Below are 13536 nucleotides of genomic sequence, written 5' to 3' on the forward strand. Positions count from 1 at the left end.
AAATTTCAGATTAAATGGAAGCCCTGTGAATGAGTAATTGCATTATAGATATGCGCGAGAAATTTCTCTTTCGTGGTATTGACCTGTTGTTCTTCCTCCGGCCCCAGATTGATCAATTTTTTGATGAAGGTGTCATATCTATTCGCCAGAATTCCGCCTTTAGGCCAGTGATTCTTTTCATCCAGGAAGATGGTGCCCACATCTAATTTCTTCAGCTCGGAGAGACTATCGGGGAAAGCTTTGCTATCGAAGATGAAGGTGCCTGGAGCCACTGTACTTCTTACCTGATATAGCCAACCAGGCGTGAACCGGGCGCTCTCGAAAGTGTAAGCAAAGGCTTTGAAATAGTCATTAATTTCCACACATTCAGCATCTGTAATGGTATTGTACTGCGTGATCTTTTGTTCCTGACAACGGGTAATGAAGCCTTTGATGCCAGCGTCGCCATTAGCGGCATTATTAACGGTGAGCGAAATATGGGCGAGTGAAAAGAAGGCACCGATCTTATTGGCGAACCGTTCTCCTGCTTTATTACCATTGCCTACAAAGTCATGAATGGAGAAACTGAATGCGTTGTTATTAAAGTCAACTGCCTTGTACACGTATTCTGTTTTATCTACATCCAGTCCATTTGTTCTGGTAAAAAAATCATAGGCGGCACAGGCAGCGAGGAGTTCTGTAATGTGCGATGTATTTTCCTGTGTCGCTCCTCCTGTAACGGTTTGAGAACTGCCAGTATCTACAGGTTTACTTTCTACCGGCCACCCAATGTGGTACAACATCTTGTAGCAGCGTTGTACTGTAGGGTCGCTTTGATAAAATTGTAAAGCAGCCTGGCTATTTAATGGAAAATAGGAGGCATCTGCAATGACGCTATTTTCCTTGCTGGCCTTTTGTTTGTCATTCGGTTTTTTGAAAGTAAAATATTCAGTGAGCAGGGTAGAGCCGAATTTTGCTTTGGAGAAGTCTATGCTGGCAGCACCTTTGGATCGAATCCTGATAAAATCCTGCAAAGCCTTTGGGATGATGGGGATAGAAGAGGCACCAGTTCCTCCGAAGATAGAACCAAATATAAATACTCTTGCATCCTGGCCTGCGAGTTCGAGTTTGGTGACGAATTCATCCAATTCCCGTTCCTGTACTTTTACATCTGTGCCTCTTACAATGTTTCTGGCAGCCTCAATAATTCCATGATACATGAGCATGGATCCGAGGTGTGTTTGTGCTCGGTAGCCGTGGGAAAGGTCGAATTCCTGTACTGACTCATTGTCCAGGAACAGGTCTGAGATGAGTTGATTTCTTTTCTGTTGTTCAGTTGAACCTGAGTTTAATTTGGAGATATTCTTGTAGTTCTCTCTCCCCTGCCCGGAATAATTAGTATAAAACCGGTAGAGGTTTAGCTTGGAAGAGAAGAAGGTGTTTGCGTTTGGGGTACCACCTGATTTAATCCGGTTGTAGAGTTGAATAAGTTTTTCCACCCGGCCTTTGTTGCCATTGGCCTGGTCTGTATCCAGGGTGAGAAGCTCGATTTCCTTGCTGTCGAACATGCCGATTGCACAGAGGTGTGTAAAAGCTTCGAGGCAGCGCATTCCTGTACCGCCTACGGCGATAACAAATAATTTATCCATAATAATAGCAGATTAAAACCAGTGACCTAACTTACCGTTTGTGAAGAGCCGGCTGAGGATGAAGCCTAATAATATATATAAGAAGAAACCAGCTACTGTGCCAATACTTAATGCAGCGATGTAATTTTTCACAACTCTCACATTGCCATCCGGCATGAATACGAAGAAACCAAGGAGAAAGATGAGGACTGGATTAACCAGACATAAGATCCAGAACCATAGTTTCCTGATTTTAGGATCTTTGGGTTTACTACCTCCTTCGAATTTGATGAGGTTAGCGATAATTGCTGCAATGAACAAGATGACAAGGGTGATAATGACAGATACGGTGTAGGCAGTGATTGATTCCATTTCTATAAAGTTTTAATATAGTAGGTGTAGACAATTTTGTTTTCAGGTTTTAACTCGAGCAGGGTATTCTTTACTGACTCATATAGTGCGATATTCTCCGTTCCTTTCTCATTGATCCATTTGAATTTTTGTAGTTTTGGATTGTCTATATTAGGGGTTGCGGCAGTCAGCACAATATTGATTCTTAATAATGTATCCGATTCGGCAGGTGAGAAATGAGGATCGAAAGTTATGCCCAATTCCACATGCTTATTATCGCTTTTATTGGTATTATCAAATAAGGGTTGATTGAGGCGGAAGTAATTGGATAATGGCTGTAAGGTTGGTGGTTTATATTTGCAGGCCTCTTTCAGTGTGCCATCCTCATTATAACATTCAAGTAGAATAGCATCGCTTTCCCCGTCTGATATTTTTGTCTCTCCGTTCTTTCCTTTAATAGTTTTAGGAGGGTTATGAAGTGCGTAATCTGCTTTTGCAAAGTGTTCGAAATCTGAAGTTACATTATAGGTTAGTACTTCAAACGATTTGAAAGAATAGCTATCCTGGTTACTAAGATCTATGAAGAGATTGCGAAAGATGTCAGAGAAGTTTGCATCGTCTTTGCGAATATCTGAAATATCTTTCCATCCAAGCCCTGAAGGGTAGTATTCATACAATTCACTTTTGATATACTGATCCTTCCTGAGGTCCAGGATATTCTTATCATTGTAAATACCGCCAGAGGTGGGATCAGGGTAATTGGTTGATAATGAATAAGCGTTTGTTGTCAGGTCGAACCGGGTGCTATAAGCAGCTAATTTAGGAGCAAGTTTTGCCAGTAAGTTGTTAGTACAGTTAAAAATGGTGAAATAGATATGTTTATCCACATTACCTTCTTTATAATCTACTATGAAAAAATGGATGGAGTGACCTTTGGTCAGCCATTTTGAAAAAGGTATTTTCAGATAAGCTGTGTTAGTGACCTCCGTTTTATTAATCCATTCTTCGAAATCTGTGATCAGGAGTGCATCATTATCTGCATCTGTAATTTTATCGACGGTCTTCTGAATAGGTGCCCAGATATCTTTATAGTTACTTTGATTATTTATTTCCTGCCCCAATTGAGTCGTATTGGTAATGGGCAATGAAGTGACCTCATTAGATCCCAGCTTAAATACTTCAAATTTATCTGTCAGTATTGTATTGAAGCATTCCGACATCAGGCTGCTGACAGTTGAGGTCTTAAATGCATTGTTGATGCCTGCTGAGAAATCGATAAATAAGCCGGGGGTTCCTGTTTTAACATTCGACTGAACATTGTTATAGGTATTGAGGCGTTCAGCAAGTCCGGGGCCATAAGGATCAAAGGTTTCTTTATGCTTGCACCCTCCGAAGCATATTAATAACAGAAGGCCATATAAAAACCGGGAATTCATTCTCATATGTTTAGGAGTTAAGGCAATAGTCTTCCAGCAGCCCTGACAATGCATCAGCGCCAGAACAAACTATCTGGAAAAATTCATGAATAAGTGTTGTAAAACCAGTTGAAAATTAGAACTAATTTCCAATGCAGCAAGTGTAGAAACGCAAAAAGGGGATTAATCCCCTTTTTAAAAATGACGTTTGAATATTTGCCTTATTTTAAATATCCTCCTTTTACTATATCCTCCAAAATCCCTCTCTCCTTCGGCTCCCAGCCCAGAATCTTCTTCGTCTGCTCTGCCGAAGGCACCACTCCCATCCCCGCAAAATGCATAAACCAACCAAAATGTTCTTCCGCTGCTGCCCCCGTCTTACTTACTACCGGAATATTCAATCCCTTGCCAATAGCAGTCGCTATCTCCTTAAACGGCACTCCCACTTCATCCACCGCATGAAACACTTTCTGTGAAGGCAATTTTTCCAAGATCAACCTATACAACACTGCTGCATCAAAACGGTGTACTGCTGCCCAGGTATTATTTCCTTCACCAATATAAGCAGATTCACCTTTTGCTTTTGCCAGGTTAATAACGATAGGTACAAACCCATGATCACCTGCTCCATGTGTAGTTGGCGGCAGTCTTACGATATATGCGCCTACTTTTGCCGCTGCCTCTTCAGTAGCCGCTCTCGCTACTTTATCTGATGGCGGCGGTGTATCACTTTCATCCACCGGACGACCATAATTTAATAAGCCAATAGCTGATGTAACAATGAGTGGGCGATGAGTTGCACCTAATGCCAATATCAACTGGTGATCTTCAAGACTGCTCTCTTTAAAGCGTGAGAAATCATGATTGAAAGCCGTATGAATGATTGCATCACATTGTGCTGCTCCTGCCTTTACACTTTCATGATCCGTAATATCGCCTCTGTGTACTTCAGCGCCCGTCTTCGCTAATTCCACTGCTGTACTGTCTGAGCGTACCAAACCTAATACCTGGTGACCTGCCTGTAAGAGTTCCTTTACGATAGCGGAGCCTACAAATCCAGAAGCTCCTGTAACAAATACCCGCATAAATAAATGATTTAATTTGTTGGTACAAAAGTCACAGAATGCTGTCGTGAAAATGTGGTCATTTGACCATAATTTAATTATCGATGTAACTGTGCGTGCCGGATGCGGGTCAATGTCTTTAATGACATGCCCAGATAAGCTGCAATCATATGAAGTGGGATACGGGGGAGTAATTCAGGGTTGTTACGAACGAAGTCTTCATACTTCTCTTCAGGTGTGCTGCTGAGCGTAGTAAACAGCCTTTGCCGGCTGTTATAATTATTTCTTGAGGCTAACTGCTGGGAATACCTGTCCAGGGCCGGGATATCCTTTAGTAAGCGATCAAAATCCTCCTTATTCCATTGCAATACATCAGCACGCTCTATAGCGGATATATTGAATTTTGTCGCCGTTTGGAGGTGGTAGCTCTCGGGATCCAGGATCCAGTTATTTTCTGAAGAGAATTGTAATATGTATTCGGCACCGTCTGCAGCTGTACCATAGCTGCGTAATAATCCTTTTATTACAAAGGTCTTATGCCGGCACACCTGGCCTTGCTGAAGCAGGTTCTCTCCCCGATGCAGGGACCTGGGAATGGCGAAGGCGCAGATCTGGTCTACCTCCTCACTGGTGAGATTCGTCAACGTGCGGCAATATGTTTGAAATTCAGGGATCATATGCACACTAAAATTAACGCTGAAAAGAAATTTCACCAAATACTTTCATTCCGGAAATATATTAGCTTTCTTTCCCGGCAATTTAGCATCCTCTCTACATTTTGGAATTAGGACGAAGGATGTTGTGGTGGTGAGGTTTTATACGGGGGAGAAGAGGAATGTGTATGGAGATGTGAAGGCGGTGATGGATATGGAGATTGAGGAAGTTGTGAATGGAGAATGATGATAAGGAGGTATTGGCGACCTTTTAAATAAAGATATAGATAAGTAGCCCCCGGTTGGGGCTACTTCTATTGTAAGGTATCCGGAGACATCTAATCTAAAACATCTTCCGTTCTGGTGAGAAATTTATTGACCGCATCCTCTATGTTTAGATCCATTCTATTTGCTAATACAATCAGCCACCAGATAGACTCCCCTAATTTATGTTCCAGTTCGGCAGGGGTATTCCCTTTAGGCCAGCGAACTTGCTGGGACATGGTATACCGCCCTATTAATGCGGCATCCGTTAAGAATGCAAGTGCATCCTCTTCAACAGACCATTTGTTACCATGGTGACGTTCCTCTATTTGATGATAACGTTCACGAATTGCCAATGAGCGGTTTATTATTTCCTGCATAAATTTAATTAAATGAATGGCGGTAATCTAAAGGAGATACCTGTGTTTGTTTTTTGAAGAATTTATTGAAGGATTGAGGATACTCAAAACCTAACTGATAAGCAATTTCGCCTATGGTCAGGGAGGTAGTGCTCAGGAGTTCCCGGGCTTTTTCTGTCATTTTTGCCTGGAGGTATTGTTGGGTATTCATACCTGTGACGGAGCGTAGCATATCACTCAAATACCGCTGGGACACGTGTAATTTCTCTGCCAATGTAACAACTGAAGGGATGCCTTCGAATAATCCTGCATCGCGATCAAAGTAATCAGATAACAACTGGTCCAGCGTGGACAGCATATCATTGTGTACTGCCTTTCTGGTGATGAATTGCCTGTTATAATAGCGATTGCTATAGTTGAGGAGTTGTTCTATCTGGGAGATGATGATATCCTGGCTGAAATGATCGATAGAAGAAGAGAGTTCATGTTGTATGCTGTTAAAGATTCCCATGATGATTTCTTTCTCCTGTTCGGATAAATGTAGTGCTTCGTTCACTGCATAAGAAAAGAAGCCGTAATTTTTTATTGTTTTTGCTAAGGGATAATTACGCAGGAAATCGGCGTGAATGATCAGTGAGCGGCCGCTGTAATCAGCTTCTTCTGGAGATGCTGATATTACCTGCATGGGGGACGAGAAGCTCATACCACCGGCATCAAAATCATAATGTCGTTGTCCGTATTTAATGCGGCCGGAGAAATTGAATTTGAAGGAGATTTTATACATATTCAGCACCAGCGCTTTTGATAGTTCTGTTACATCTGCTGTGATGTTGGCATAATCAGAAAGGCTGATGAGTGGGTGCATAGGCGCTGGCAGGCCCAGCGCTCTGTGCAGTTCTGATACGGAATTGAATATGTAATTTTCCATACTTCAAAGTTAGGTAATAATGGTATGCTGAAGTGAATTGATAGTATAGTTAGGTTACTTACCTGTATAGTTCATTAACCAGTTCACGATGTTTTTCCAATCCTAACTGCTCCCTCTTTTTATACGCATCAATGGCATCGGGGCCCGCGGCGTAGCGCATCTGGTCTTTGCCATCTGTGGCTGCTTCGTATACAACCTGTGCAATAGCTTCGGCTGGCGAGAACTGCATGAGTGTACCATCGCTGAAACCGGCCAGCATTCTATCATATAAAGGCTGATAGGCCGGGTGTTGTGCTACATCCATGGCTGCAGCAGCGAAATTAGAAATGATGCCGCCGGGAGCGACAGTTTTAAATTGGATACCGAATGATTTCAGATCGTAGCCCATACCTTCACTCCAGCCTTCCAGGGCAAATTTGGTTGCATCGTATACAGATGCTAATGGATTGGCAACGATGCCAACGATGGAAGTGGTGGTGATGAAGATACCTTTGATATTGTTCTCCCTGAAGTACTTTACGAATGGGTGTGCTACGCGCAATACACCTATAAAGTTAGTGTCTATCTGCCGGGTGATTTGTGAGATGGAATAGGCTTCAAAGGGGCCGACCAGGCCATAACCCGCATTATTAAATACCACATCGATAGGAGATATGGCGATGGCTTTTTGAAAAGTATCGGCGATCTGTGCTTCATTTGTTACATCCAAAGGTAATAGATGTACATGATCCAGTTTTGATAGTACTGTTTCTTTTTCGGGTGTGCGCATGGTGGCGATGACCCGCCAGCCTTTGGACTGAAATAATTGGGCGGCTGCCTTGCCTAAGCCGGAAGAAGCTCCGGTGATGAAGATGGTTTGCATGTGTTGCTGTGTTTATTGTACAGCAAAGATGGATTAAGCAGATAGGGCGGATGTGTCCAGGTTGGTAAATGTTGTATCCAGATTTTCCGTTTGCGGGATGGCTGATGTGAAGTCTGCGGGATGGCTTCTTTGAATTTTGCTGCATGGCTCTTGTGAAGATTGCGGCACGGCTCCTGTGAAGGTTCCGCATGAATGCACCACCTTCCCCCCACTACACACCTTAGCCATTTACAGGTAGGCGGGATGGATAATGGTAGCTAAAATAAGACACCCCCAATATAACCGCCGCCAGTAAAGCAGAGAAAGGGAAGCCATCACCGGAACAACAATGGGCGATGACACCGGAAATAATTGTAATTGTGAAGCCGGCATAAGCCCATTCTTTAACAGATCCTTTTAGGAAGAGAAGCACAGCAATACCAATGACCTTGGCGACAGCCAATTCTATTCTAAAGTAATCAGGGAAGCCAAAGTGGACACACAGTGCTTTGGCTTCAGGTTTGGTAATGTAGAAGAATGCATTTAAGCCCATCCAAAGAGAGAGCAGGCTTGTAGAGATCCAGTAGCTGATTTTTGTTTTCATGTAGCAAAGGTATCCGCCCGGGAGCTGGAGTACGATAACATATGTTATGGATTTGAACACAACAATCTTAGATTTGGTTACACCGGGAGCACCAGTTATCAGGAGCTTTGTATTACAAAATCAAACATCATGAAAATCGTATTAACAGGTTCCATAGGGCATATCGGGCTCCCACTCGCCCAGCTGTTGACCCAACAGGGACATGAATTAACTATCATCAGCAGTAAGGAAGACAGGGCTAATGCCATCAGGGCGCTTGGCGCTACACCGGCAGTGGGCGCTATTGAAGATGTGGATTTCCTGACTAAAACATTCACAGGTGCGGACCTGGTGTATACCATGATCCCTCCTATTGTCAACTACTTTGATCCTACCGTAGATCTGTTTGCTGAATGTCAGAAAGTGGCGGACAATTTTACTAAGGCGATTAAGCAGGCAGGCGTGAAAAGGGTGATTCACCTGAGTAGTATTGGCGCTCACCTCGAACATGGTTCCGGGTTGATTAAACTGCATTACAATGTAGAGCAGGCATTGAACACACTTGCTGATACAGACATCACCTTCATGCGCCCGGTAGGTTTTTATTATAACTTATATGCATATATTGGTTTAATTAAACAACAGGGTGTGATAGCTGCTAATACCGGCGGAGATGATATCGCTACCCTGGTAGCACCATCTGACATTGCAGCGGCTATTGCCGATGAAATTTCGCTGCCGGTTGCTCATAGAAGGGTAAGATATGTGGTGAGTGATGAGCTGACCTGTAATGAGGTTGCACGGATTTTAGGTGAAGCGATTGGTAAGCCGGATTTGCAATGGGTAACGCTTACTAACGAACAATACCTGCAAGGATTGATTGCTGCAGGCATGCAACCTGCTATTGCAGCGGGCATGGTGGAAATGTATGCCAGCGTGCATGAAGGTATTTTGTCCGCTGATTATTTTAAGAACAGACCTGCTGAGTTTGGGAAGGTGAAAGTGAAGGATTTCGCGAAAGACTTTGCAGTGGCATATGCAGCGAAATAATAAAAACCTGAGTAGTGCTGCTGAGTTACCTGCAGCCTTACAAGATCGATTTTAACAACACTGCACACTGCCTTTTGCCACAAAATAATTACCTTGTATTATGGCCGGAAAACGCATTTTTACCTTTAACACGATCTCTGAATTTCATGAGTTCAGGGGCTTCCCTAAACCGGAGCACCCGCTGATCAGTGTCATTGATGTCGCACCTATCAAAGACATCACTATGGAAGAGCCAGTTAACATTGTTTTCAATTTTTACCTGATCAGTATGAAAAAAGGATACAATGTAAAAATGAAATATGGACAGCAGGAGTATGATTTTAATGAAGGTGTGATGAGCTTTATGGCTCCCGGACAGGTATTTAGTATCGAGCCACTGGCAAAAGAAATCAATCAATCGGGATGGGTATTACTGATCCATCCCGATTTCTTATGGAATACTTTACTGGCAAAAAAGATCAGGCAATACCAGTATTTTGATTATTCTGTGAATGAAGCATTGTTCCTTTCTGAGAAAGAAGAACTGACTGTGTCCGCGATTGTTGAAAACATTAAGAGAGAGTATCATACCAATATAGATCAGTTCAGCCAGGAAATTATTATTGCCCAGCTGGAGTCTTTACTGGCTTATGCAGAGCGGTTCTATCAGCGACAGTTTATTACAAGGAAAATCAGCAATCACAGGATCCTGGAAAAACTGGAAGTGCTGCTCACTGATTACTTTAATAGCGATGAATTGCTGCAAAAAGGCTTGCCCAGTGTGAAATACATTTCAACCCAGCTGAATGTATCGGCGAATTACCTGAGCAATTTATTGAAGGTGTTAACAGGCAAGAGCACCCAGCAACATATCCAGGATAAAGTGATTGAGAAAGCCAAGGAACAACTGTCTACCACAGCGCTTTCCGTCAGCGAAATTGCCTATGGATTAGGATTTGATTATCCACAGTCATTTAGTAAATTGTTTAAGGCGAAGACGCAATTGTCGCCTTTGGAATTCCGACAATCATTTAATTAGTATGGCAGATTTTCTTCAATTTTGTAAGCAGTTTTCCCCATTGGAGGATGCCGTTTTGTGGGAATTGGCACAACAGACGGTCACTAAGCTATACAGTAAGGGAGCATTTCTGTTGCATAGTGGGGAGACCTGTAAGTATCTTTATTTTGTAAATGAAGGGCTGATTAAGTCCTATTCAGAGAAAGATGATAAAGAATTTATCATGAGGTTCTTTTCTGAAAATTTGCTTTTTTCAGTATTTGATAGTTATATTAATCAAACTCCGTCTAAGTTTAACCTGGTAGCGCTGGAAGATACAAAGGTTACACTTGTTCGTTATGAGACGATGGCGGCGCTCTGTAAACAGCATCATGCAATGGAGACGTTTTATCGTAAGCTGGTGAGTATTGCGGCTACGAAGATGATGAAAAGGATAAGTGAGATGCTGGAGGAGAATGCTGCGGATCGGTATCGCCTGTTTGTGGAGGAGCATAATGCGATTCATCAACGGATCAGCCTGGGGGATATGGCGAAGTACCTGGGAATCACACAGCAGTCGCTGAGCAGAATAAGGACCATCAGGTAATTAATACCTAATGAACACTGATACTTCCCTACCTGGATCCGGACCACCAACTAAATTTTCCAATTCTTATTTACCCTATGGTAAAATATTACTTCCCCTGCCAGTCTAGCTTTGTTAAAAAAACAAGCTATGACACAATGGAACATTGACCCAGGGCATTCCCAAATCGGTTTTAAAGTAAAACACCTCGGTATTGCCAATGTATCGGGATATTTTAGAAAATTCAGCGGTACTGTACTAACTGACAATGACCAGTTTGACAACGCTACTGTCAGCTTCACACTGGAAGTAGCCAGCATAGATACCAATAATACTGAGCGTGACGGCCATCTTAGTTCTCCTGTCTTCTTTGACGCAGCGCAATTTCCAACTATTAGTTTTAACGGAGTATTAAACAATGAGACTTTAAAAGGGGAATTGACAATTTTAAACAATACCCGGCCTGTGAGTTTGCAGGTAGAACATACAGGTAGTGGAGTCGGTCGGTTCAATGACCATAGAGCAGGGTTTGAAATTAGCGGGAAAATCAACAGGAAAGACTTTGGATTAAGTTTCCATTTATTAAATGAAGCAGGGAACCTGATTGTAGGTGATGAAGTAAAGTTATCAGGTGAAATCGAGCTGATCCGTGTTTAGCAAGATTTTTGTATATTCATTCCCATGAAATATACAATCCGTCTCATTTGTTTGCTCATGACCATCAACTGTGCTGGTCAGACGAATAACCCAAATTTCAATCAGATATATACACTTATCATGCAGAAGGATTTTTTCCATGCAAAATCGCTGTATGATAGCAAACTGGCAACGCTTTCCGGGGCGCAACAAAACTACTTAGCCGCTCTACTCGATAACGCATTTAACAAAGTCTCCCTTTCGGCACAGCGCATTGCCAACCTGAAGGGAGATTTCTCTGATAGCCTGTGGTTCCAGCTATACAAAGTAAAAGAAGATAACGCTGTAAAAACTTACGACTACAAAGCCGCTAAAGCGACTGCGCAGACCATGTTGCAGCAATATAAATATCTGCTTTCCCCGGATGGGCAGGATGATCTGAAAAACAGTTTGCAGATGTGGACCGCCCTTGAACATACTGCTCCGCAACGTGTAGTTATCAACGGTACAAACAAATTAAAAATCAAAAAGGATAAAGCCGGGTTAAATAACCTGCTTGCTGTAGTAGACAAAGACAGTGCTGATTTCATTTTTGACACAGGCGCAAATATGTCTACCATTTCTCTTTCTACTGCCAAACGCCTGCACATGCAAATCATTCCTGCTGATGTGGAGGTAGGGGCTATTACGGGGGCTTCTGTAAAAGCACAATTAGGTGTATGTAAGCAATTTAAACTGGGAAAAATCGAGATCAATAATGCGGTCTTCCTGGTATTGGCTGATTCCGCCCTGGCATTTCCACAGATCAATTACAAGATAGAAGGCATTTTGGGTTACCCGGTGATCAGCGCACTAAGGGAAGTACAGCTTACACAGGATGGCTACCTCATTGTGCCGGAGCAGGAAACTGCGATTCATAGTACACCTAATATGGCCATTGACAGGTTATCCCCACTCATTTTTATAGATGGGAAGCATTATACTTTCGATACAGGAGCAGATGAAACCTTCCTGTACAATAATTTTTTCGAGGCTTATAAGGAGGAAATTGCCGCCAATTATAAACCTGTTCACATCCGTTTTGGCGGTGCGGGTGGAAAAACTGAGCAGGAAGCTTATAAGATTAAACACCATTTCAACATCATGGAGAAGGATGTAGTGCTGGATAGTGTGCCAGTACTCAAAGACAAAATCAGCAATGAGATGGTGTATGGGAACATAGGGCAGGATATTATCAGGCAATTCAAAACTATGACTATCAATTTTGATAAGATGTTTATTAAATTCGACTAGTTACCCAAACCCTGACATAGCTATGAAAAACCAGATCCTCATCATCGTTGATCTGGAGGCTACCTGCCGGAGAAAAACCTGCCCAAAGGCCATTTTTGAAATTGGTTCTTGCCTGCTTAACATTTAAAAGGCACCTTTTCGAACAGCAGCAGCATGCTCCTAAAACCGCAAATGTCTACAATCAATGTCGAATCCCTTCCAGGTTTAAAAAACCGGACAGGCCTGTTAATATAAAAAATACTTAAAATGCCCGGCATGTCATTAGACGGTTCCCATCATAGAAGTATGGACGCCCCAAAGAACATTGCGAAAATTTTGTACTGGTGCCCGCAGTGAGTATTTTCGCACAATGTATTCCAAACAGGAAGTTTCCAAACTGAAAGAAAATTTCTGGACCGCCTTCGGTAAGTATATGAAGCCTGTACTCTCGGCTGACGGAGAGCCTATTAGCTGGCTGAACTATAAAACAGGTATTCCGGGTGTATTTTTTAAAATGGATGCTGATAGCCGGCATGCCAGCATCGCTATTGTCATCACCCAATCTGATCCCCGGTTCTATGCGCAGTTTGTGGATAACAAAGCTTTCCTGGAAACAACCCTTGGGGAAAATTGGAATTGGCAAGCCAATACCGAAGATGAATATGGTAAAACGATGAGTACTATCAGTACCCGGCTGGAAGGTGTAAATGTGCTGAGTAGTGAGGACTGGCCCGAGATAATCTCATTTTTCAAACCCCGCATTATTGCCCTGGATGAATTCTGGAGCATGGCGAAATACGGTTTTGAAGGACTCTTATAGACTCTTATAAATAGCTTTAACCCCTTTTATAAATAATTGTTAAAACCAGTTATATGAATATATAACTAAAAAATTAGTTTACTTTTGATTTGATAACCTAGAGGGACAAGTGTCGACGGATTTTAACCCAT

15 protein-coding genes are annotated in these 13536 nt (G+C 42.5%); 6 read left to right on the forward strand and 9 right to left on the reverse strand.

The annotated features are described in order from the left end of the window. Window positions 1-5: 5 nt before the first annotated feature. From DXN04_RS07190 to DXN04_RS07230, 9 genes are all read right to left on the reverse strand, one after another. Window positions 6-1628 (reverse strand): hypothetical protein, encoded by a 1623-nt coding sequence (locus DXN04_RS07190; protein WP_116852654.1) that lies wholly within the window; start codon window positions 1626-1628, stop codon window positions 6-8. A 12-nt stretch (window positions 1629-1640) separates the two neighbouring features. Next, complete coding sequence (locus tag DXN04_RS07195) at window positions 1641-1979, reverse strand: hypothetical protein (RefSeq protein WP_116852655.1); 339 nt, start codon at window positions 1977-1979, stop codon at window positions 1641-1643. Window positions 1980-1981: 2 nt separating this feature from the next. Beyond that, complete coding sequence (locus DXN04_RS07200; protein ID WP_147319868.1) at window positions 1982-3400, reverse strand: hypothetical protein; 1419 nt, start codon at window positions 3398-3400, stop codon at window positions 1982-1984. A 194-nt stretch (window positions 3401-3594) separates the two neighbouring features. Then, a complete protein-coding gene (locus DXN04_RS07205) occupies window positions 3595-4458 on the reverse strand; it encodes an SDR family oxidoreductase (protein ID WP_116852657.1) in 864 nt (287 codons plus the stop codon). Between the two features lie 77 nt (window positions 4459-4535). After that, a complete protein-coding gene (locus DXN04_RS07210) occupies window positions 4536-5114 on the reverse strand; it encodes a Crp/Fnr family transcriptional regulator (RefSeq protein WP_116852658.1) in 579 nt (192 codons plus the stop codon). 314 nt (window positions 5115-5428) lie between these two features. Then, entirely contained in the window at window positions 5429-5734 is a 306-nt protein-coding gene (locus tag DXN04_RS07215) for a nucleoside triphosphate pyrophosphohydrolase family protein (protein ID WP_116852659.1), read from the reverse strand. A gap of 4 nt (window positions 5735-5738) precedes the next feature. Further along, entirely contained in the window at window positions 5739-6641 is a 903-nt protein-coding gene (locus DXN04_RS07220; RefSeq protein ID WP_116852660.1) for a helix-turn-helix domain-containing protein, read from the reverse strand. A 58-nt stretch (window positions 6642-6699) separates the two neighbouring features. Beyond that, a complete protein-coding gene (locus DXN04_RS07225; RefSeq protein ID WP_116852661.1) occupies window positions 6700-7503 on the reverse strand; it encodes an SDR family oxidoreductase in 804 nt (267 codons plus the stop codon). A 220-nt stretch (window positions 7504-7723) separates the two neighbouring features. Then, the gene (locus tag DXN04_RS07230) at window positions 7724-8086 is read right to left on the reverse strand and encodes a DoxX family protein (protein ID WP_116852662.1); all 363 of its coding nucleotides are present in this window, start codon (window positions 8084-8086) and stop codon (window positions 7724-7726) included. Window positions 8087-8215: 129 nt separating this feature from the next. Here DXN04_RS07230 and DXN04_RS07235 point away from each other — a divergent pair, with 129 nt between their 5' ends. From DXN04_RS07235 to DXN04_RS07260, 6 genes are all read left to right on the forward strand, one after another. Then, window positions 8216-9115, forward strand: a complete 900-nt coding sequence (locus DXN04_RS07235; protein ID WP_116852663.1) for an NAD(P)H-binding protein — start codon at window positions 8216-8218, stop codon at window positions 9113-9115. A gap of 100 nt (window positions 9116-9215) precedes the next feature. Then, complete coding sequence (locus DXN04_RS07240; protein ID WP_116852664.1) at window positions 9216-10133, forward strand: helix-turn-helix domain-containing protein; 918 nt, start codon at window positions 9216-9218, stop codon at window positions 10131-10133. A 1-nt stretch (window position 10134) separates the two neighbouring features. Then, the gene (locus DXN04_RS07245) at window positions 10135-10698 is read left to right on the forward strand and encodes a Crp/Fnr family transcriptional regulator (RefSeq protein ID WP_116852665.1); all 564 of its coding nucleotides are present in this window, start codon (window positions 10135-10137) and stop codon (window positions 10696-10698) included. Between the two features lie 129 nt (window positions 10699-10827). Further along, the gene (locus DXN04_RS07250; protein ID WP_116852666.1) at window positions 10828-11334 is read left to right on the forward strand and encodes a YceI family protein; all 507 of its coding nucleotides are present in this window, start codon (window positions 10828-10830) and stop codon (window positions 11332-11334) included. 24 nt (window positions 11335-11358) lie between these two features. Then, window positions 11359-12606, forward strand: a complete 1248-nt coding sequence (locus tag DXN04_RS07255) for a retropepsin-like aspartic protease (protein ID WP_116852667.1) — start codon at window positions 11359-11361, stop codon at window positions 12604-12606. 349 nt (window positions 12607-12955) lie between these two features. Beyond that, window positions 12956-13405, forward strand: a complete 450-nt coding sequence (locus DXN04_RS07260) for a DUF4268 domain-containing protein (protein ID WP_116852668.1) — start codon at window positions 12956-12958, stop codon at window positions 13403-13405. Window positions 13406-13536: the final 131 nt, after the last annotated feature.

The organism is Chitinophaga silvisoli (assembly GCF_003412465.1).
Lineage (GTDB): Bacteria > Bacteroidota > Bacteroidia > Chitinophagales > Chitinophagaceae > Chitinophaga > Chitinophaga silvisoli.